Here is a 20,879-nt window from a genome sequence, read left to right on the forward strand (position 1 = left end):
GTACGAACATTCGAGGTTATAATAGGATAATGCCACAGGTAGAATAACCGCTAGCACACATGGGTAAGGACTCCCAAACGATGCCCTAGTAAACAATAATGGATAGTGGGTGGCGAACACCACGAATAAACATAGCCTTAGTAGCCAACGCGCACCCATACCAGAAAACAACACTATTATATTTATTCATTGCACAAAGTACCGTAGGGCATACGGGAACTAGAGAAACGATTCTCTAACGCTTAGGGAGATAGAGCCACCTGGGGTTGTTTAAATTAGACTCGGCACTTTGTTCTATTGAACGGGTATCAGGTTTAAATATTGCCGCAAGGATGGACAATTTTAAGGTATGTCGTTGAACTAAGAATCTCAGCTTCTTTAGAGCTGAGAGTGTCAATAACTTAACCAAAATACCATGCAGGACATAGGCAACATTTTAGACAACCGGGTGCTGTTGGTTGCTTTGGTAGCTTGTTTAATTGCTCAAGCACTAAAGCTCGTAATCGAGATCATCAAAAATCGTAAACTGAATGTGCGTGTTTTGGTGACAACAGGAGGTATGCCCAGTGCCCATTCAGCTCTGGTTACAGCTCTAGCGGCTGGTGTAGGGCAAAAACTGGGTTGGGCATCTCCTGATTTTGCCGTTGCAATAATTTTTGCGATCATCGTCATGTATGATGCAGCCGGAGTTCGCCAAGCAGCCGGTAAGCAAGCTCGTATCCTCAATCAAATGATTGACGAATTATTTGATGAAAAACCAGACTTTAGTCAAGACCGTCTAAAGGAATTACTCGGACATACACCAGTTCAGGTAATCGCCGGGTCAGCTCTGGGTATAACTATCTATTGGTTAGCTAGGTCTGCTTATTAAGCTAGGACAATGAATCTTTATTTTAGTGGCTATTGATATTAGTAATATCAAGTTCAGGTGATTACTTATAATAAAATCTATCCATGTAGGTTGGGGAGCCACTTGTGTGGGCGGGTTTCCCGACTTGAGCAAAGTGGCGTTTAAACGGCAGTGAAACCCAACATAAACAAGGATCAAATGTTGGGTTTTGTTCCTCAAACGCCACTTGCTACCCCGCGGGTTCTCCGAAGGAGTACAAGTCGGCAGAACCGCCCAACGCAGTGGCTCCCCAACCTACAGATATTATAAGTGTTTAACCGAACCTGATATAACTGGTAATTTGTCAACAAATTTTGGATTTTGGACTTGTCGTGAGCCTTCAGTCGAACGATTTTAGATTTACCCCGTGAAAAAATTCTTTTTCTTGAGGATGAAAAGATTTGTTCCAGATAACTTGCTTCTCGCAGAGCGATTATATAGGTTCACTTGAAACCTTTTTAAATTTTGGATTCAAAATTTAAAATCTAAAATTCGGTCAATTGACAAATTAAGGTAATCGTCATTCATTTTTCCAGAATGATTCGCTTGTAGTAAGGGCTACCCTACGGGAACGCTTCGCGAACAGCCCTGTTATTATGCAACTTAAATGCCTATTAGCTTATCACCCTGATAGATCGCATCGCATCAGTATTCCAGCAAACTTAATATCACTAGAACCGCACAGTTGACCGCAGCATAATTACCTTCCGACTATCTACTATACTGGCAATAAAACCACCATTGTTCAGCTTCTGCAATGTGTTGTATGCTTCAGTTTGGTTGGTGGTATAAACTGCTAACAAGTAAGGGCGTTGTCCATAAGAAACAAAACCTACATTACCTCCCACTAGTTGTTGCACACTATTTACTAGTTCGGGACGGTTGTAATAATCTACCAGGACTGCATAACCCTCTCCTAAGGCTTGAGGATTATAGCTAACTGTCTGCTGAGGTGGCTGTGGCTGTGAGTGTGCCTGAACATCTGGGGTTGTTGGTCGAGTGGTAATTATAGCAGACAAGCCAACAATATTGCTGACATATCTCGCCCAACGATTGGCATCATCAATTTTGTTAAAGTCTCCTACACGCGTCACAGTTTCGTTGAGATATTTGCAGGTGATGGTCTTAAGTTCAGACGGTAAGGCACTACGCAACTGCTTCTGATTATTTGCTGTGGGACTGACTACTAATAAAAGATACTCACCTACATTTGGTGGTTGACAAACGGGAATGGCTTGTTGGGCAAAGACAGAACTCATGCCACCAATTAACCCTGCGTAAGCGAAGCTCGTTGTAGACATCGCTAATCTTAAAACACTTGGTAAAGTATGAAATCTATGCACAAAAGTTAGATTATGTAAATCAAGGTGTCCTAGAAGATTTTATAAGAAAAAAGCTGAAACCTAGCTACTTCAGTATGGGGATTAAAGGAGTGTCAAAAAATATATTTTGTTCCTCAAAAATAAAATTGGGGAGTGGGGACAAGGGGAATAACCCAATGCCCAATGCCCAGATTAGGAAACAGTAGCAAGCGATGCCAAAGCGTCCGGTATTGTCTCAGAAGGAGCCTGAAATTCACCAGTGATGACGTACTCTAAACGCAGTTTTAACCAAGTAATAAATTGGGGATTAGTGGAAATAATCGCTACTGCTGGTTGGGGACACTTCACCTTTAGTTCTGTAAACTGCGGTGTTTCCAAGAAAGCTGGTTGCTCAACTAACCAAAAATCTATTTGTTTTTCTTGTTCGTGGTAGTGACGGGTACGTTCTTTGAGAACTTCCTGTATCGGTTCTTCTTGAATCAGAAAACGTTGACTAGCCAAAACGTAATAGTATGTTTGCATTTTCATCCTTGAGTTGCTATGTGAATAATTTCAGGGCACAGTACTGCACTGTACCCTTACAAACTAACTTTTGTGGGATTTCTTGAACCAAGAGCTGAACGGACAACCACTTTTCTGGTTTTCAGCAATTGTCTGTTTGCCACCAGATGTGAGCTTTTCCAAGAACAGACTATTGTCAAAATAGTGTTCTAAGGAAATGATTTTCAAGTCATCGCTAACTTTTGCAATGCTCATGCCGATAATTTCTATTGTCTCTCCAGTTGGTGCATAATCTTTGTATTCTCCGTTAAAATGTCCCCAATGCCGCCACTTGAATGTCACATTTGGTGGCCCTGAGAAAACTTCTACCACTTCCCAAGGAAATCCTTGGGGAAATGTTGTGTGGAAGACTTTTGCAGATGATTCAAAGCTTTCTTCTGAAGCCTTGTAGTGTTCTGAATCAGCCATAAATAAATTGTAAGTACCTTGCGCTGATAAATCTGCTGCGGTGTACTCTAGTCCGCCGTTGGTACTCACGCGAAACTTATCATTCACAATAGATAACCACTCTTGCGGGTTAGCTTTGAAGGATACCTCCATCTCTAAGGTTCGCACCAAGTTTTGCGCGATCGCTTCCAGTGTACCTTCAAGGTGATTGTGGATACTTTCTTGGGCGAGATTCTCTTTTGAACGGGAATAATCAGGCGGTGTCTGATAGCGCCACTCGACATCAGTGCTTTCTGCTATCACCTTATCCCGATCCTGTACCCAAAGCGGCAGGTTGTTAGATTGTGTTGCGCTCATAGAAGTTTTTGCTGAAGATTTTAATCCCAATTTCTAGATTTCGCAGTGACAACCCCTCTTAAGTTTAAGGGAGTGGGGAGATCAGGGGGATGAGGGGGACAAGGGAAATGACCCATGCCCAATACTTCGACTTCGCTACTTCGACTTCGCTACTTCGACTTCGCTCAGTACAAGTCAGTACAAGTTAGTACAAGTGCCCAATACTTCGACTTCGCTCAGTACAAGTGCCCTATGCCCCATTCCCTCTTATAACTTGTTTCATCTCGCGGACTGCCCTTTCCATACCTACTAATGCAGCCCGACTGATGATAGTATGACCAATGTTGAGTTCTTCCATGCCTGGAAGCGCAGCCACCGGATAGACGTTCCAGTAGGTGAGTCCATGACCGGCGTTGACTCGCAATCCAGCTTGAATCGCTTGTTTACACCCTTTAGCTAATATCGCTAATTCTCGCTGGCGATTTGTTTCATCCTTAGCCTCTGCATATTGTCCGGTGTGCAATTCAATAAACCGCGCCTTCACCTTGACAGATGCTTCGATTTGTGATCGGTCTGCGTCAATAAATAAACTAACTGGAATGCTAGCACTTTGCAATTTATCGACTATCTCACCTATTCTAGCAATTTGCCCGCTAATATCTAGTCCGCCTTCTGTTGTGACTTCTTCGCGCTTTTCGGGGACTAAAGTCACATAATCTGGTTTGATATCGAGAGCGATCGCTAGCATTTCATCTGTAGCGGCCATTTCTAAATTAAGATGCGATCGCACTGTTTGCCGCAAGAGTAGCACATCCCTGTCTTGAATATGCCGCCGATCTTCGCGCAGATGCACCGTAATCCCATCTGCACCCCCTAATTCTGCCAGCACCGCCGCCGCCACGGGGTCTGGTTCCACCGTCCGCCGTGCTTGCCGGATGGTGGCGATGTGATCAATGTTAACCCCAAGTGTAGGCACCCTAAATTTCTCCCGAATCCACAGTCCTCAGAACTTAATTTTACCGGAAATATTTTACCGGAAATGTATACGCCAATTTTTTGGCACTTCTTTGCTAGTTTGAATCTTTACTCCCGCAGTGATTATACCCCCTACCGATCCTGAAGAGGCGATCGCAGATAAAATTACCCGGAATTATATTTTTCCATTATCTGGTTGCAGCGATCGCCTGATAATATTGCCCGCCAAAGTGCGAATGCCCAATTGATATTTAACGTACAGTCATCGAATTACACAAAACAAAAACCTCACCCTATCCTGACAGACATCCCTCTCCTTAGTAAGGAGAGGGACAGGTTTTGCGTAGCAAAACCAGGGTGAGGTTTCTTTAGGCTATTTGATAAACTGTAAATTACTTCAAGAGAGACTTGTGTATACACGGTAGCCCCTTTTAGGAGAGGAATGAAAGTGAGATTTTCCCAATAAAAGTGAAAAGTAAGACCAAAACTGACTCCTGACTAATAAATCACTATCTGAGGTTGCTTAATTGTGCCATCAGGCATGATAGTATCCCGAAACTTCGCATAAATCAGCTTTGTCTCCCAAAGGTTTGCCTTATTCAAGTTTGCCTTGGTTAAATTTGCCCATGTCAGGTCTGCACCAGTTAAGTTGGCCTGAGTCAAATTAGCTTCTAGTAATTTTGCTCCACATAGCTTTGCTCCGGCGAGATTTGCAAAACTTAAGTTAGCTTCAATCAGGGATGCTTCAATTAATTTAGCTTTACTTAGGTCTGCTTCTCTCAAATCCACATCACACAAAGAAGCGCCCCAAAGATTACTACCTGTGAATTTCACCCGCCATAAAAAACTTCCACACAAATTTGCTCGTGTTAAATCAGCATTAATCAAATTGGCTTCACACAAAGAGGCTTCATACAAATTAGCTTCACATAAGCTAGCTTCCATTAAATTTGCGCCACTTAAATTTGCACGAGTCAGGACACAGCCAAACAGATTTGCACCACGTAAATCCGCTCCTATGAAGTTAACACCACTTAAATCAATTCCTTTTAGGTCAATTCCACTCAAGTCACATCCACTAAAATCTCGGCGCTGAAAATATTTATTTGTGATTTGACTTAATACAAATTCTTGCTTATCAGCATAATTTTTCATGGTATTCACCTCTGGGTGTAATTTATCTCAAAGTAATGTGTGGTAGTTACCGTATATTGAGAGTACACCCCAAATGGAGATCAACTCAGTAAATAATCAAAAATAAATTCCCAACAAATCGCCAATCACCTGCAAATAGGCTTTTGAAGTGGTTTTTAAAACAAAAAATGCTGACATAGGTCAGGAAATATTCATACAACAGAAGTTAGGAGGCAAAAACTTTCTGTTTGCTCCTCTCCTCTTTTAATGCCCAATGTTCAATCGTTAAAATTCGCGTTGTGAAAAGATCAAAATAGCGATCGCTAACAACATCACACTATAAAGTAAGCCATAGCCAGCATTTGTAATTAGTGCAGTTGTGTCAGGTAATGCTTGCAGACCATAAACTGCATCATTTTTCAAATCTAATCGGGATAAATCTGGCAAGATGAGAAACAAACCTTGAGTTAGACGTTCCATACCAGGGTTGTGGCTAATCCGCCCAAGTTGTACTAAATCTTGAGTAATATTTCCGATTAAATATATCGCAAAGGTTAAAACAGTCGCTAACAAGGAAGCAGTAAAAACACTGAAGGTTATAGCTACAGAGGTGATTAATGATAATTGAATAAATAAGAAAATTGCCGCAATTAGAATGCTCGTCGTTGGATGAGGAATGTTACCAAATTGCAGAAATACTAGATAAAGTGCTGTCATCATGGCGACAAGTACAGCTAGGATTGCGGATAAACCCAAGTATTTGCCGACGATAATTTCGCTGCGGCTGACAGGTTTAGCAATTAACATCAAGATAGTGCGTTTTTCAATTTCTTTATTAACCAGTCCCGTACCAACAAATATCGTCACAATTAAGCCGATGGCATTCATCGCCGCCATCCCAAAGTCTAAAAACATTTTGTCTTCAGTCGTAGCTGCAAATTCAGGAAGAACGCGGAAGGCAATGGCGAGTATTAGCGCATAAAAACCGATAATATATAGGATGCGCTCGCGTACCACTTCCTGAAACACATTCTTTGCCAATACAAAAATTCTGTTAATATTCATTTTTCATTTTTCATTTTAGGACTTATGCAAAACTAAACACGATCAGGGGCAATTCAGAAATTGCGCCTAAGAAGAAAATCAGGGTTTCAGCTATTATTTGCGTAAGTGCTGATTTATGATTTTCCTTGTCCTCCTTGTCTCCCATTCGGCTACGCTCACGGCAAGCCCACTCCTCACTGCTGCGGAGGCGGTGAGCCAGCAATAAATTTAGTGGCGCGATCGCATTCAATTTCTGCAACTGTAATCTTATTCCCGGAATTATTGGTTGCTGCAACTGGTTCAATGCGACAAGATTTTTTCAAGTAATAGCCCCGTGGATTAGAACTTGGACCTATCCAAATACTTAATAAATCTAATATATATCCAGACTTAGTATTAGCTACACGCGGTTCAATGCGCCATAGATCCTTCTCTTCATATTTATCGAGGTTGATTTTAATTATTTCCCTACCCAGAGTTCCTACATGCTGTTTCGCATCTAGCAACCATTTCTCTACTTCTGACCAAGGTCTTTGGGTTATTTGCTCTACTACTATTGGTTGAAGTTTCTCTATAATTATAACGCCGTTTTGGGGAATTTTTACTGCTTGTTCTCTTCTGACAACAAAGGTACTACGTTGAAAAGTATCTGCTTGCAAACTGGGATATTGTCCTAACCAATTATCCATTACAAAATAAAACTGAATCCAGCAACTTAGCAGCATACTACTAGCAACTAAAATTATGATTCTTTGGCGGTCGTGTGGCTTAGGAATGCGAGCTTTAGCATCGGTATCATTTCCTTCAATAAATTCTGGTATTGCCGTAATTAGTGCTGAAATTGTCGGCCAAAAAACGATTGTTCTTGGCGTAATTACATCCTCTTGATTTCCGAATGCAAAAACACTCACTAAAAATCCAGTAATTACTGCCCCGACTGGCATAAAAGTACCAGGAACCCTCAAAGGATCTTCAGTTGTATACCAAGCTGTACCGGCAATTAAAAATAACCAGCCGAAAAAGGCAATTACGTCTTTGATATAGCTTGTAGCAAAATATGAAAGTACCCAAGAAAAAACACTCAGATAAATAAATGTTTGCCAAGAATAAGCTTTGGGTGGAACTAATACCTTTCTAATTCCTGCATAAAGCCCTTCAGCAAATTTAAAAACTCCAAATACATCTTTAAATAGCGTATTCATATTCCTCCCTACACCTAATTAATCAATCACTATTTTTTCTGGGAATTAAACAAGTCAATTCTGGCTATTTTGAGCGAAACAATAAAAGAATTGTGATCACACTATAACTCAGAGAATTTGCTATTAATGTAGTAGTAAGTAAATTGGTACTTTGTAATTTAATATTGCTAAAACCACGGGGTCGCCGCCGTTGATATATTTCCGGCTCCTCTTCCTTTTTAGCAACTGATTCATTTAATAATAGTAATAATATTCTTAAAGCGAAAAATTTAGTTAAAAAAGTAGCAAAGAAAATTATGAAGGCAGTTAATATCACTAAAGTTTGTGTCGTTGGTGATTTAAAATTATTAAAAAACATATAATTAATTAATTCTGATTTCATCTGTATCGGCAACAGTGGTTCTGATACAAAAAATATCAACCAACCAATTACACTAGAAAACAGATTGATAGAAATGGCATAAAAAGTACTGGATTTCTTGTCAAATTTTAGCCGAGAGTGCAAAACAGATGCTTCGACGGGAATAGCAATCAGTACAAATAAAAAGTCAAATAGAATTCCACCAATGGGAAAAATCCTGGGAAGCATCCAATTTTCAGGCATAAATGGTCAAGGGTAAGGGTTAACTGTAGTGAGTATAACTGGGATAGTGAGGGTGATGGGGGAAATTATCCTATTGTTCTTATCCTTTACTATGGTGCTGTGCCAGTATTCATCTATTGATATTGTTAATATTTGTACGGATGCGGTAAAGAGGCAATTTTTCCGATGAGAGTACAAGACGTTAGGTAAGATTAAAGACTGCCACGTTATAGCTTTTCGAGAGATGACAAGGAACGGTATCGGTATTCGCACGGCGCAAGTGCGCCCAGAACGGATCATTGGTCAAATTCACGTCTACGATGGCGTGGGTAAAGGTAAGTCACAAGCGGCTTTGGGGGTGGTTTTGCGTTCCATTGGCTTGGGTATAAATATGCCTAGCAATTCTAACCGCGTTTTACTGCTGCGGTTTTTAAAGGGTCCGGAACGTGATTATGACGAAGATGGCGCGATCGCAGCTTTGCAGCGCGGTTTTCCCCATTTAATTGACCAGGTTCGCACTGGGAGAGCGGAATTTTTTGGGCATGAGGAAATTACCACCTTTGACCGAGAGGAAGCCGCGCGGGGTTGGGATGTAGCTAAAGGTGCGATCGCTAGTGGTTTATATTCGGTTGTCGTCTTAGATGAAATTAACCCTGTTCTGGATTTAGGTTTGCTACCAGTGGATGAAGTGGTTAAGGCATTAAAATCTAAACCCCAAGAGTTAGAAATCATTGCCACCGGACGCGCTGCGCCGCAAAAGTTGCTCGATATTGCAGATTTGCACTCAGAAATGAAACCTCATCACCACCCAATAGCTAAAGCCCTCTTACTTGAAGGGATTGAAATTTATACTGGTGCTGGGAAAGGCAAGTCTACTAGTGCTTTAGGCAAAGCCTTGCAGGCGATTGGTAGGGGAATCAATCATCCCGGATCTACCCGTGTGTTGATTATGCAGTGGCTTAAAGGTGGTAGTGGTTACACAGAAGACGCAGCGATCGCCGCCTTGCAGCAGTCATATCCAGAAGTGGTGGATCATCAGCGCTGTGGTGGAGATGCGATCGTCTGGCGCAATTCCCGGCAAGAATTAGACTACGTAGAAGCGGAACGGGGTTGGGAAATCGCTAAAGTTGCGATCGCCTCTGGACTATATAAAACTATTATTCTCGATGAACTCAATCCCACTGTTGATTTAGAACTACTCCCCGTTGAACCCATTGTTCAAGCTTTGCTCCGCAAACCCCGCGACACCGAAATCATTATCACTGGCCGCTGCCAAAATCCACCCGCATACTTTGACTTGGCGAGCGTCCACTCAGAAGTTTATTGCCACAAACACTATGCTAATCAAGGTGTAGAACTAAAACGAGGGGTAGATTTTTAAATCGGGCATTGGGCATAAGGGAAATAAGAAAGAACTCATAACTGATGCTGGCGCAGTAGCGGGAATTTTTACTTTTGGGTAGTAGAATATTTTGCTATCCAATAGCCAAAGCTTTGCCAGGGCAACACAGGCACTCATACTGCTTTGCACCTCATAGCACAAACCCTCAGAGGATGTTTTAAAAGTCCTATTGTAGGTATTAAAACGTTCTAACGTTGTGAAATTTTAATAGTAACTCATGATAACCGCATTTTCGATATTGCCGACCGGATTCTCTGTTTAGAAGATGGTCGATTGTTTGAGTGACGATATTTATCAAAAAAATAATTGATGACTGCTGATGCAACTAAGCTAATTGTTAATGGTTAGTGGTTATTTTAGTAACCACTAACCATTAAATAATCACTATCCTTACATTCTAATGGGTTGCTACTACCTCTGCTTCCAGGCGAACTAGTCGGTCTGCCAAAAGTTTCTCAAGGTCTTCTAACGCCTTGGTGAAACCTTTGATGCCCTCGTCTAGTTTGTCAGTTGCCATGCGGTCAGCAGCGTGTAATTTGTCATAGGTAGCTTTGTCAACGGATATCTTTTCAATTTCCAAGTTTGCTACCTTGGCAGGGTCGAGTTTGCGTGGCAGTTCTCCAATCGTTGCGTGCAATTCACCCAAAAGTGCCGGGGAAATTGTCAACAGATCACTACCTGCAAGTTCAGTAATTTCACCAATGTTGCGGAAACTAGCTCCCATAATTTCGGTTTTATAGCCGAACTTCTTGTAGTAGTTGTAGATTTTGGTGACAGACAAAACTCCTGGGTCTTCGGCTGCTGGGTAGCTATCGCGTCCAGTATCTTTTTTGTGCCAGTCGAGAATCCGACCAACGAAGGGAGAAATTAGAGTGACACCAGCATCAGCACAGGCGATCGCTTGATGCAGACCAAACAACAAGGTTAGGTTACAGTGAATACCTTCTTTCTCCAGAATTTCCGCAGCGCGAATCCCTTCCCAGGTGGAGGCAATTTTAATTAACACGCGATCGCAGCCAATTCCGGCGGCCTTATACTGAGCAATTAATTCCCGTGCTTTAGTCAGGGTAGCTTCAGTATCGTAGGACAAGCGAGCGTCTACTTCCGTAGACACGCGACCGGGAATGATTTGTAAAATCTTTAATCCAAAGGCAACTGCCAGACTGTCAAAAGCTAAAGAAACTATCTGTGCTTGGGTAGCTCCGGCTCCAGCATCTTTCTTTGCCTGGAGTAAAGTTTGATCGACAATTCCCTGATATTCCGGCATCTGCGCCGCAGCAGTAATTAGAGAAGGATTGGTGGTGGCGTCTTGGGGTTTGAACTTTTCAATTGCCTGAATATCCCCTGTATCTGAGACCACAACAGTCATTTTCCGCAATTGTTCCAGTAAATTCTTAGACATAAAATACTCCGTGATGTTTGTTTAGGATTTACTTAATTCCCCAGTTCTTTACACTCTTTACTATTCCTTCAATTCTGATTCTGACAATTTTTCGGAATCATTGCCCAAGTTTGCTTATTATCCATAGCCACAGCCTTATTCTAAGAGCCTTATGCTGAAATTGGCTGTCCAATGGAATGCACTTTGATTAAACTAGTTGTTCCCGATTTACCAATTGGAACACCAGAGGTAATTACCACCTTATCGCCCTTATTCGCTAGACCCATCTCTAAAACTGTGTTTACCACATTGCTAAACATCTCTTCGGCATTGTGGACTGGTGGGATCAGCAAAGGTTCCACACCCCAAGAAAGTGCTAGCTGCCGATAAGCGGTGATGTCAGGGGTGAGGGCAATAATGGCAGAAGTTGGCCGATATTTAGACACCATTCTCGCCGTATTTCCTGAGGTCGTGTTACAGAGAATTGCCCGTGAGCCTGTTTCATAAGCGATGCGACACACCGATTCTGCTACGGATTCGGTAACGCTGAGACTGCCTGCCTCATGGCACCAAGAATGTCTGCTACCCTCATCTAAAGCTTGTTCTGTCCGCACGGCGATATTGTGCATCATCTGGACGGCGGCGACGGGATATTGTCCGACAGCTGTTTCACCAGAAAGCATTACCGCATCCGTACCATCTAAGATGGAGTTGGCAACATCAGTTGCTTCGGCGCGGGTGGGATCGGGCGAGCTAATCATCGACTCTAGCATTTGCGTGGCTGTAATCACCGGCTTGCCAGCACGATTGCAACGGCGAGTTATATCTTTTTGAATCAGAGGGACTTCATGAATTGGCATTTCTACGCCCAAATCGCCACGGGCAATCATGATCCCGTCGGCAACCTTCAAAATGGAGTCAAACTGCTCTACTGCCTCTGCCCTTTCGATTTTGGCAATTAAGCGGATGGAAGCGCCAGCTGCTTCAATCATCCTGCGGGCGGGTTCTAAGTCTTGTGGCGATCGCACGAAGGACACTGCCACCCAGTCTACACCCAACTGAATCCCAAAGCGCAAATCCAGCAAGTCTTTTTCGGTGATTGAACTCACAGGTAAAGGAGTTTGTGGCAGGTTCACTCCCTTGTGTGTGGAAATTAACCCGCCAATTTTCACTTCTGCCCGAATGCGATCGGCATCGCGATCGGTGACAATCAACTTAACACGACCATCATTAATCAAAATCGGTTCGCCTGGTCGCACCATTGCAAATAAAGTCGGCAATGGTAGAGGTAGTTCGTCGATACTCTCACCCTTTTGTTGCAAAACAAAGGTAACTTCACTACCAGCTTCCAGATTTAACCCTTCCGGTGGTAAAATTCCCAAACGAATCTTGGGGCCACAGAGGTCTTGCATAATTGCGATCGGCTTTTGCTGCTCAGTACTAATCTGCCTGAGATACTGAGCCGTTTGGGCGTGAAATTCATAGGCTCCGTGGGAAAAATTCAGCCGCGCCACATTCATTCCAGCTTCTACTAAGGCTTGCAGCTTTTCAGGTGCAGATGTAGCAGGTCCAACAGTACAAATGATTTTAGTTCGACGCATAGGGATTAGGGGTTGAGGAGTAACCTGCAAATTTGGATGTTTTATACCAATTCGTAATTTGTAATCACGCTCAAGGAGCGTCCCTTGCGCGTCTGGTAGAGAAGGGTTAGCGACTGTGCGTAGCGTCTGACTCGCTAACGTAATTAGCCGTTAGATAAAATAGGGATCATTCTTGTGGGGCGGGCATCCTGGTCGCCCGGAAATACAAAGGACAAGCAAGACTTCGGCGTGAGCGCTCAGTCGAACGCTGTCCATCCCACAAAACCAGCAAAATCATCCCGCAAATATGCAACGCCCATAATTAATAGACTTCAGATTTTTTTTGGGTTTCCCGGTTTAAATCTTTAGCCTTCTGGAGAATTGGTATTATACGCGTGCGTAGGCGTAGAGCGTCGTAGCGATCGCACAAAGCATCTAAATTCAGATGTGTTTCATATCACTGGTTTGCTAAAAAAGATACTTTGTTTATAGCGGTTCTCAACTGCATGGAATATAAACCTAACAAGAAGAGAAGGACGCGTTCGCGTAGCGTCTCGTAGAGAAGGACGCATTCGCGCAGCGTCTCGCAGAGAAGGAAGAGAAGAAAGAGAAGGAAGAAATCCTTAACTGAACTGTATTACCATTTAACCCACATTCCAAAAGTCAAGGGCAGCCAGTTGCATATCCGGGTATCGCTACTTGTGCGAACTGGCGTTCAAAAGTCAAGAGTTAATCACAAATGACAAATGACCAATGACAAATGACCAATGACAAATGACAAATCAAACCACAGCTGCTGTCGGTGCGAGTTTTTCCTTCTGTGACATAGATAACATCAGGTCAATGACGCGATTTGAGTAGCCCCACTCGTTGTCATACCAAGCAATTACCTTGAAGAAGTGAGAGTTCAACTCAATACCAGCACCTGCGTCAAAGATACTGGAATGGGTATCCCCTTGAAAATCTGTAGAAACTACTTCTTCATCTGTGTAGCCCAAAATACCTGCTAGTGAACCGGCGGCAGCCTCCTTCATCGCAGCACAGATTTCTTGATAACTAGTGGCTTTGGCAGTTTTGAAAGTTAAATCAACTACAGAGACATCGGGAGTCGGAACTCTAAATGCCATACCAGTCAACCTGCCCTTCAATTCTGGTAAAACCAGTGCTACAGCTTTAGCTGCGCCTGTGGAGGAGGGAATAATATTTTGGGCTGCACCTCGACCACCTCGCCAGTCCTTCTTGCTGGGTCCATCTACTGTTGGCTGGGTGGCAGTCATGGCGTGGACTGTGGTCATCAACCCTTCGGTCAACCCAAAGTTGTCATTAATAACCTTAGCGATGGGAGCTAGACAGTTTGTAGTGCAGCTAGCATTGGAGACAATGAGATCCTTCCTGGGGTCAAAAAGGTGATGATTTACACCCATCAGTAGGGTAGGAACTGTATCTGGATCTTTAGTGGGAGCGGAAATTATCACTCGCTTTGCACCTGCCTTCAGGTGGTTTGCCGCCCCTTCATAGCCAGTGAAGAGTCCCGTAGATTCTACCACATAATCTGTACCTAATTGTCCCCAAGGCAACTCGGCTGGATTCCTCACCGACACACAAGGGATAAAGTGCCCGTCAATGAGGATGCCATCTTCCTTGGCTTCAACCTTAAGCTTAAGTTTACCGTGGGTTGAGTCGTACTTTAATAGATAAGCGAGGTTATCTGGTGGTACTAAGTCGTTAATCCCCACAAACTCAATGTTAGGGTTATCGATGCCAGCGCGAAGCACAAGTCGCCCGATTCGACCGAAGCCATTGATACCAACTTTTAATTTAGTCAAGATTAAACCTCCCGTTGTGGAAAGTTGAACAAAAGGAGAAAGTTAAAAGTCAAAATAGATTGCCTTTTACTCTTTACTATCTGATCCTGACAGTTTCAATCGGTTAAGCCATGTTTACTTGGCATCTTTTAAGGATTGGGGCATTGGGCATTGGGGATTGGGCACTTGTACTGAGCGAAGCCGTTGGCGCAGCCTCTCGTAGAGAAGTATTGGGCATTGGGCACTTGTACTGAGCGAAGCCGTTGGCGCAGCCTCTCGTAGAGAAGTATTGGGCATTGGGAAAACCCCGATTTAAACAGTTTTGATACATTGTTATAGCAATCCTGAATCATTCGTGAGAAACAAGATCCCCGACTTCTCAAAGAAGTCGGGGATCTATGGCTTGCAATTTTCACAAATCAAATAGGATTGCTATATAGGACTAGTATTTGATTTTTGAAATGCACGTAGTGGACCCTCTAGGCTAATAATAGTGCATTAGACATAGGTTGGGTCGAGCGGAGCGCAACCCAACTGATTATCAGGATGTTGGCTTTGGCAAAGCCTTCACCCAACCTACAATTTTTTTGCAACATTCTAGCCAAGAGTGGCTACTACAAGACTACCGAGATTTTTTCAGAAATCAAATAGGATTGCTATAGATCGCCCAGACTATTTAAATAATTTGCCCTTGCAACCCACGATTTGTTAAAAGGTAAACAGCAAAAGTTCCTAGCCAGTGACTAGCTGCATAATGTTCACTTACAACATTTGCTAGTCCATTGTGACGATGGTCAACGGCAGCCGAGCGAAGTGTTTCTATGCGGCGATCGCTATTTGCTAATCTAGAGATGATCCCCTCAAGCATCCAAGCACGACTGAGATTAAGACCGTAGAAGTGGGATTGCATATAATCTTGAGGATTATCTACTATGTTCGGTTCTAACCAATTTGCTGAATTCTGAATCGGTATTTGGGGAAGAAAATTGGTCAGCCAGTCAGTGAAAGCTGTTGTTGGGAGGACTCGCCGCATCAAGTCTGCTTCCGCAAGTCCAGGAGAGAGAAAATCGTAGCCAAGCGGCTCAAATTGTAAGGAGTAATTGCGATCGCTAAGATAGAATTGCCGTGCTTTATTCTCCACTAACTGAATGAAGTCAGCATTTTCGGTAATTCGTGCCCAATCTAGTATCAAACCAAGTGCAAAAGCTGTTTGGCTATGCATCCCCGTGCGATTTGGAAGTTTTAGTGCATCAATCCAACGCTGTAAATTACCTGCAATCAACTTTTCTAGCGGTTCCAATACAAGCTGCCATTCTTTCCCTTGAGGATGATTCCACTCGTGAAGTTCCGCAGCCAGTTGCAGAAGCCATGCCACACCATAAGGAAATTCATAAAAGGGTAGCCGTTGAAAATGGGCAATCTCTCCTTGAATTTTCTCCGGTGTTAGACTCTGCCCAAGTGCTTGCTTTGACACTGCATAGAAGGAGGCTTCAGGAAAGTGACGCATCAGACGTAGCAACAACCAGTGACCATGTACGGCTGAATGCCAATCTAAGCAGCCATAAAAAGCAGGAGTCAATTTACGCGGTGGTTTTATATCCTCGTCGCTATCAGCCCAATACAGATTACTGTTAGGATACTCCCGCCCGATACAATCCAGCACTAATTGAGCAAATTGTGCCGCAGTCGTTTCATTAATCTCTAAATTATCGGCTGGCATGGTCACTTAGGAACGTGGATTAAATAAAATGCAAAACTTCATCCTGTATCTAGCTTCCCTCTCCTTTATTAGGAGAGGGATTGAGGGTGAGGTAAGCCTGGGACATAAATTGTATGTTATTAATTCTTATTTCTTAGTACAGTTTTGCATAAAAGTGTAGCGTTTTTAATGCAGAGGAACGGATTGGCATTGCAAGGGGACGCATTGGCATTGTAAGGGGACGCATTAAGATTGCATCTTAATCTGATGCAATCTTAATGCGATCGCTAGTACCGTTTCACTTTAATAGGACTTACGCAAAACTATACGCGGTAGGGGCAATTCATGTAGACGAAGGCTTCCCGCAGGGTATTGCCCCTACCTATAAATCAGGGTTTCAGCTATTGTTTGCGTAAGTCCTGTTTAATAATGATACAAATACTTTGGTAGGGGCACAGCAATGCTCATTGGTGTCAACTTAACGTAGGAGTTAAGCAAGGCATGCTTTCGAGGTTTGACCCTCACAAGAACAGCCCCTCTCCCAAAATTGGGAGAGGGGAGCAAATTCTCTAGTTCCCCTTCTCCCAAGTTGGGAGAAGGGGTTAGGGGATAAGGGCAAAACGCCTTCTCAAAGCAGATTTTTTCTGAAGTTGACACCAATGAGCTTTTTCTGTGCCCCTACGAGAAATCTATATGTATCAGGGTTTGTGTGAAATGGCATAACACACCCGACAATTTGTCTTAACCCAAGCCTATTGTGATCTGAGTTATTATTTGAAGCTTCCTAACACTTCCATCACTTCTGCTTCCGGTTTTACCCTAGCTTCTGCTTCCAGAAATTCAGCTACTTGAGCCTCAATTTCATCCCGGACAATTTGGCGATACTCCAAGAAATGCTCAATTTGGGCACAAACAGCTAAGTAGCTACTCACCCCACCCGGATTATGCTGATACATGCTCCACAAGTTGCGCCAGAATTGCCAGCGCGTCTGACGACGTATACCTTGGCGCCAGCAAATCACCAGCAACGCCCGGAGTACTTTCCAGTTCAATGGTTTATTAGGAGCTTTGCCCTTTTTCGGATAGGTTGCTTCCCCCAAAAGACGGAAGTGTTTGTATGTACGCTCCAAAAACCGCTCTGGCTCATACAAATCCCAGAACGCCTGCACATATTCGTGAGCGATGTCTTCTAACGGTCGAGTTGGCACAAAATTCATCAACGTGGTTTGGTTGATATTGGCTGATTTGTTGCGGAGTCGTCCTTCCTTTTCTAATCTATGCCAGAGGGCTGTATCTGGAAGTGCTTGCAGCATACTAAATAAGGCTGTGGGAATTGCTGTTTGCTCGACAAACTTGACAATTCGTGCGCCTGCTCCTGTCTTCTCGCCATCAAAACCAATGATAAAGCCTGCCATGACTCGCAGCCCTGAGCGGGTAATCTTATGCACCGCTTCACTGAGCGAGTCTCTGGTATTCTGGTATTTTTGAGTGAAAGTGAGACTTTCTTCGTCGGGGGTTTCAATTCCCAGAAAAACGGCTCCAAAATTACACACTACCATCAAATCCATCAGTTCTTGATCTTGGGCTAAATCAACTGAAGCCTCTGTAGCAAAAGAAAAGGGATAGTTATGTTCCACCATCCAGGGCAGAAGAGACTTCAAAAATAATTTGACATTCCGCTTATTACCGATGAAGTTGTCATCCACCATAAAAATACTGCGCCGCCAACCCAGTTTGTAGAGATAATCAAGTTCTGCTAATAATTGATCTGGGTCTTTAGTGCGGGGTTTGCGACCGTAGAGTACAATAATGTCACAAAACTCACACTGAAAGGGACATCCACGGGAAAATTGCACCGACATCTCCGCATAAGCATCAAACTCTAGTAAGTCAAAGCGAGGAATCGGAGTATTGGTGACATCTGGTTTTTCACCATCAGAGCGAAAAATGCCTGTGCGATCGCCGCGTGCGATCGCTGCTACAAATAAAGGTAGGGTGATTTCCCCTTCATCTAATATCAAATAGTCTGCCCCAACGGATGTCATTTCATTGGGTAACGCTGTCGGAAATGGCCCACCTACAGCAACTCGCTTACCTCTCTGCTTTGCTTCTAATATCTGAGAAAGCAAATCCTCTTTTTGCACAATCATCGCCGACATAATAACCAAATCTGCCCAAGCCCATTCTGCTTCTGTACAGACGCGAACATTTCGATCTACTAGCTTAAACTCCCATTCTTGCGGTAAAATTGCGGCTACAGTTACCAAGCCTAAAGGCGGTAGCATTGCTTTGCGGTCTAATAAAGCCAGTGTCTTTTCAAAAGACCAAAAACTTTTTGGAAAACGGGGATATAAAAGTAAAATGTTCATATTCGATGCTTATAACCTTTGATGTTTGCTGCTAGTTGAGTTTATTTAAAGCTGAATCAGTCTGACAACAGATTAGAAAAGCTTCTCTATACAGTAGTTGTAATCTCTATAGTGGTTCTCGACCCTTGTGAAGTACAAGAACCCCACCCCCAACCTCCTAAGAGCAAGCGAGGAGGGGGCTATGATCTACCTCATCTGATTAATGAACGTTATACTATGACTGATTTAGAGAAAGCAATATCTTGTTAGGGAGATTATTACTATTTGATTGAGTATTGGGGTATGACAGCCCATTTTCTCGGCTCTAAAAATCTGGAATCAGCAAAACATCCAAATCCTGCACCCACACCGTAATTCGTGCATTTATTTGGAACTTTCTAACGGGATATGGCACAAGGTAATGCTTTCTCTAGCATTACGCCTGTACTGGTTAGTCCAATCCTTGCCCAACAAAGAGTAACTTTTAATTTATTACCCCTGAAAGCGGGTGCAGTATTGTTAAATGAAAACTATGCCTGGTTTCAGCTTTCAGATACCGTTCTTGTAAGGGTTGCCACTGCTTCCACGACTGATAACGATTTTCAGTTAATAATTTAGCAAGGGTGGGTAACTGAGTCTGAATTTCTGACTTGAGGACATCTGAAAGCCAGTCAGTTAAGACAGCACTATCTTGCATAGTACCCAAAATTTCTTGGATATTTTTCACTTCTGTAAGATAAGCTGCGTAAGACTCACCATATAAGTCACTAAATAACTCCATCTGGTAGCGTACACGTTTAGCTTCTTTTCGCAAACTGTGAAGAATTCCACCTTCTATTGTTAATTGTTTTTCTATCTTTTCTGGTTCCCAGTTTTTCTGAATTTTCACTTCTGAATCCACAAATTCCGTGCCAACTAGCCAACCCGGATGCAGTAACAAGTTACTCACTTCTGGTAAAAGTAAGTCTGGTAGCACTTGCTGAATGCTAAAAGATGCCAAAGGTTGATAACTGGGTTTCTCTAACCACTTGTCTAAGGAATCTTTGAGAGACTTGTAAGATTCATCCTTTAACGTTTTCTGCACATTCGATAGTACATCTTCACGTTGTTTAGCCAAAGCTGTGAAAGCTGTTTGCAGAGATTCCTGTTCTTTGCGGGGTAAGTTTGGTTTATAATTGTTTTCCAAACTTTCTTTGAGTACGTCTAAATCTCGGAGATTACCAAGACGACGGGCTATTTTACCGATATTTTTATCGCTGACTGGTTTCAACACATCCACTGCTAGCCCAAACCTAGTTACAGCCGTCCGTAGGCGACGCATTCCCACTCGCATTTGGTGCAGTGCTTCTGGATCTTCATCTTTCTTCACTGATTTTTCCCACTTTAAGGTTTTCTTAAAGTGTTTTTCAATCGCTTGGTAGGCGTAGTCCCCTAGAGTTTTTACCGTGGTTTCTGTGGCTAATTTCATAATTGATCTTAATGACAATACCTCATGAGGTTATTGCATAATAACATTAGTTAAAAAGCTGCATCTACTTTTGATATGTTTTTATGTAATCAGGATTGTAGACTATACTTATGTCTATTGATAGTTCCATACTCTTCTATAGTAATAGCGGATGTGTTTAAGTTGGGCTAAAATCAATTTGGGATTTTAGATTTCTGAGAAAGTTAGATGGGGAATCATCCCTGGTGTATGGGGTAATCTTAAAGGTTAGTAGAGATTGCCTGTACGGGACAGCTGGGAATACACTGTTCGCAGACGATACAGCGCGATCGCGTGAATGTCAACTTGAATGTCTCTGGGTGGAGGGTGAGGGCTTCGGTAGGACAAACCCCAGTACACAAGCCACAGTGGACACAGACATCTGGATTGATCGCAATTTCCCCTAATGTATGAGAAACGTTAACATGGCGCGATCGCATCCACTCGATCGCCGCATCTAATTGATCGATATCTCCCGATAGTTCTACTACCAGTTTACCAATTTGATTTGGGGCAACTTGAGCGCGGATAATATTGGCGGCGACGTTGAACTCTTTGGCCAGTACGTAAGTCACTGGCATTTGCACGGCGCGTTTTGGGAAGGTGAGTGTTACTCGTTTTTTCATCGGATTAGCAGAGGTTTTTTCTGTTATAGGACTAGTATTTGATTTTTGAAATGCACGTAGTGGACCCTCTAGGCTAAAATAGTGCATTAGACCTAGACGTAGGTTGGGTGGAGCGGAGC

General features: G+C 43.0%; 19 protein-coding genes and 1 pseudogene. 4 read left to right on the forward strand and 16 right to left on the reverse strand.

Annotated features, from left to right (window positions below; all coding sequences use genetic code 11):
- Positions 1-415 precede the first annotated feature (415 nt).
- Complete coding sequence (locus ACYTXL_RS09065) at positions 416-871, forward strand: divergent PAP2 family protein (RefSeq protein WP_461924433.1); 456 nt, start codon at positions 416-418, stop codon at positions 869-871.
- A 689-nt stretch (positions 872-1,560) separates the two neighbouring features.
- On the opposite strand, the gene ACYTXL_RS09070 is transcribed toward ACYTXL_RS09065, so the two are convergent.
- The 4 genes from ACYTXL_RS09070 to ACYTXL_RS09085 form a co-directional block, all read right to left on the reverse strand.
- Complete coding sequence (locus ACYTXL_RS09070) at positions 1,561-2,190, reverse strand: hypothetical protein (protein WP_461924434.1); 630 nt, start codon at positions 2,188-2,190, stop codon at positions 1,561-1,563.
- A 213-nt stretch (positions 2,191-2,403) separates the two neighbouring features.
- The gene (locus tag ACYTXL_RS09075) at positions 2,404-2,733 is read right to left on the reverse strand and encodes an MgPME-cyclase complex family protein (RefSeq protein ID WP_461924435.1); all 330 of its coding nucleotides are present in this window, start codon (positions 2,731-2,733) and stop codon (positions 2,404-2,406) included.
- 63 nt (positions 2,734-2,796) lie between these two features.
- Positions 2,797-3,516 (reverse strand): SnoaL-like polyketide cyclase, encoded by a 720-nt coding sequence (locus tag ACYTXL_RS09080; protein ID WP_461924436.1) that lies wholly within the window; start codon positions 3,514-3,516, stop codon positions 2,797-2,799.
- Between the two features lie 229 nt (positions 3,517-3,745).
- Positions 3,746-4,471 (reverse strand): pyridoxine 5'-phosphate synthase, encoded by a 726-nt coding sequence (locus tag ACYTXL_RS09085; RefSeq protein WP_461924437.1) that lies wholly within the window; start codon positions 4,469-4,471, stop codon positions 3,746-3,748.
- Between the two features lie 118 nt (positions 4,472-4,589).
- Between ACYTXL_RS09085 and ACYTXL_RS09090 the strand changes: the two genes are divergently transcribed.
- A complete protein-coding gene (locus ACYTXL_RS09090) occupies positions 4,590-4,718 on the forward strand; it encodes a hypothetical protein (protein WP_461924438.1) in 129 nt (42 codons plus the stop codon).
- 250 nt (positions 4,719-4,968) lie between these two features.
- Here ACYTXL_RS09090 and ACYTXL_RS09095 read toward each other — a convergent pair whose 3' ends face one another.
- The 4 genes from ACYTXL_RS09095 to fraC form a co-directional block, all read right to left on the reverse strand.
- Positions 4,969-5,625, reverse strand: a complete 657-nt coding sequence (locus ACYTXL_RS09095; protein WP_461924439.1) for a pentapeptide repeat-containing protein — start codon at positions 5,623-5,625, stop codon at positions 4,969-4,971.
- Between the two features lie 264 nt (positions 5,626-5,889).
- Complete coding sequence (locus ACYTXL_RS09100) at positions 5,890-6,669, reverse strand: ABC transporter permease (protein ID WP_461924440.1); 780 nt, start codon at positions 6,667-6,669, stop codon at positions 5,890-5,892.
- 173 nt (positions 6,670-6,842) lie between these two features.
- On the reverse strand, positions 6,843-7,850 hold the full coding sequence (gene fraD / locus ACYTXL_RS09105) for a septal junction protein FraD (RefSeq protein ID WP_461924441.1): 1,008 nt from the start codon (positions 7,848-7,850) through the stop codon (positions 6,843-6,845).
- A gap of 64 nt (positions 7,851-7,914) precedes the next feature.
- Complete coding sequence (gene fraC / locus ACYTXL_RS09110; RefSeq protein WP_461924442.1) at positions 7,915-8,454, reverse strand: filament integrity protein FraC; 540 nt, start codon at positions 8,452-8,454, stop codon at positions 7,915-7,917.
- A 223-nt stretch (positions 8,455-8,677) separates the two neighbouring features.
- Between fraC and ACYTXL_RS09115 the strand changes: the two genes are divergently transcribed.
- Complete coding sequence (locus ACYTXL_RS09115) at positions 8,678-9,814, forward strand: cob(I)yrinic acid a,c-diamide adenosyltransferase (RefSeq protein ID WP_334788102.1); 1,137 nt, start codon at positions 8,678-8,680, stop codon at positions 9,812-9,814.
- A 216-nt stretch (positions 9,815-10,030) separates the two neighbouring features.
- Positions 10,031-10,120, forward strand: a pseudogene (locus ACYTXL_RS09120) (ABC transporter ATP-binding protein); the annotation flags it as partial.
- A gap of 112 nt (positions 10,121-10,232) precedes the next feature.
- Here ACYTXL_RS09120 and ACYTXL_RS09125 read toward each other — a convergent pair.
- From ACYTXL_RS09125 to ACYTXL_RS09160, 8 genes are all read right to left on the reverse strand, one after another.
- Entirely contained in the window at positions 10,233-11,237 is a 1,005-nt protein-coding gene (locus tag ACYTXL_RS09125) for a transaldolase (RefSeq protein WP_461924443.1), read from the reverse strand.
- A gap of 149 nt (positions 11,238-11,386) precedes the next feature.
- On the reverse strand, positions 11,387-12,817 hold the full coding sequence (gene pyk, locus ACYTXL_RS09130) for a pyruvate kinase (protein ID WP_461924444.1): 1,431 nt from the start codon (positions 12,815-12,817) through the stop codon (positions 11,387-11,389).
- Between the two features lie 761 nt (positions 12,818-13,578).
- Positions 13,579-14,622: a type I glyceraldehyde-3-phosphate dehydrogenase gene (gene gap, locus ACYTXL_RS09135; RefSeq protein ID WP_461924445.1), complete on the reverse strand. Its 1,044-nt coding sequence runs from the start codon at positions 14,620-14,622 to the stop codon at positions 13,579-13,581.
- A 114-nt stretch (positions 14,623-14,736) separates the two neighbouring features.
- Entirely contained in the window at positions 14,737-14,898 is a 162-nt protein-coding gene (locus ACYTXL_RS09140) for a hypothetical protein (protein WP_461924446.1), read from the reverse strand.
- A gap of 379 nt (positions 14,899-15,277) precedes the next feature.
- Complete coding sequence (locus ACYTXL_RS09145) at positions 15,278-16,321, reverse strand: DUF2891 domain-containing protein (protein WP_461924447.1); 1,044 nt, start codon at positions 16,319-16,321, stop codon at positions 15,278-15,280.
- Between the two features lie 749 nt (positions 16,322-17,070).
- Positions 17,071-18,669, reverse strand: coding sequence for a B12-binding domain-containing radical SAM protein (locus ACYTXL_RS09150; protein ID WP_461924448.1), 1,599 nt, complete (start codon positions 18,667-18,669; stop codon positions 17,071-17,073).
- Between the two features lie 463 nt (positions 18,670-19,132).
- Positions 19,133-20,116: a CHAD domain-containing protein gene (locus ACYTXL_RS09155; protein ID WP_461924449.1), complete on the reverse strand. Its 984-nt coding sequence runs from the start codon at positions 20,114-20,116 to the stop codon at positions 19,133-19,135.
- 239 nt (positions 20,117-20,355) lie between these two features.
- Positions 20,356-20,760, reverse strand: coding sequence for an NIL domain-containing protein (locus ACYTXL_RS09160; RefSeq protein WP_461924451.1), 405 nt, complete (start codon positions 20,758-20,760; stop codon positions 20,356-20,358).
- Positions 20,761-20,879 lie beyond the last annotated feature (119 nt).

Source organism: Nostoc sp. (genome assembly GCF_054880495.1).

Bases quoted from the DNA above. Each gene is read 5' to 3' on its own strand.
- ACYTXL_RS09065 (WP_461924433.1), top strand. From the start codon at position 416: ATGCAGGACATAGGCAACATTTTAGACAACCGGGTGCTGTTGGTTGCT.
- ACYTXL_RS09070 (WP_461924434.1), bottom strand. From the start codon at position 2,190: ATGTCTACAACGAGCTTCGCTTACGCAGGGTTAATTGGTGGCATGAGT.
- ACYTXL_RS09075 (WP_461924435.1), bottom strand. From the start codon at position 2,733: ATGCAAACATACTATTACGTTTTGGCTAGTCAACGTTTTCTGATTCAA.
- ACYTXL_RS09080 (WP_461924436.1), bottom strand. From the start codon at position 3,516: ATGAGCGCAACACAATCTAACAACCTGCCGCTTTGGGTACAGGATCGG.
- ACYTXL_RS09095 (WP_461924439.1), bottom strand. From the start codon at position 5,625: ATGAAAAATTATGCTGATAAGCAAGAATTTGTATTAAGTCAAATCACA.
- ACYTXL_RS09100 (WP_461924440.1), bottom strand. From the start codon at position 6,669: ATGAATATTAACAGAATTTTTGTATTGGCAAAGAATGTGTTTCAGGAA.
- fraD (WP_461924441.1), bottom strand. From the start codon at position 7,850: ATGAATACGCTATTTAAAGATGTATTTGGAGTTTTTAAATTTGCTGAA.
- fraC (WP_461924442.1), bottom strand. From the start codon at position 8,454: ATGCCTGAAAATTGGATGCTTCCCAGGATTTTTCCCATTGGTGGAATT.
- ACYTXL_RS09115 (WP_334788102.1), top strand. From the start codon at position 8,678: ATGACAAGGAACGGTATCGGTATTCGCACGGCGCAAGTGCGCCCAGAA.
- ACYTXL_RS09125 (WP_461924443.1), bottom strand. From the start codon at position 11,237: ATGTCTAAGAATTTACTGGAACAATTGCGGAAAATGACTGTTGTGGTC.
- pyk (WP_461924444.1), bottom strand. From the start codon at position 12,817: ATGCGTCGAACTAAAATCATTTGTACTGTTGGACCTGCTACATCTGCA.
- ACYTXL_RS09140 (WP_461924446.1), bottom strand. From the start codon at position 14,898: ATGCCCAATACTTCTCTACGAGAGGCTGCGCCAACGGCTTCGCTCAGT.
- ACYTXL_RS09145 (WP_461924447.1), bottom strand. From the start codon at position 16,321: ATGCCAGCCGATAATTTAGAGATTAATGAAACGACTGCGGCACAATTT.
- ACYTXL_RS09150 (WP_461924448.1), bottom strand. From the start codon at position 18,669: ATGAACATTTTACTTTTATATCCCCGTTTTCCAAAAAGTTTTTGGTCT.
- ACYTXL_RS09155 (WP_461924449.1), bottom strand. From the start codon at position 20,116: ATGAAATTAGCCACAGAAACCACGGTAAAAACTCTAGGGGACTACGCC.
- ACYTXL_RS09160 (WP_461924451.1), bottom strand. From the start codon at position 20,760: ATGAAAAAACGAGTAACACTCACCTTCCCAAAACGCGCCGTGCAAATG.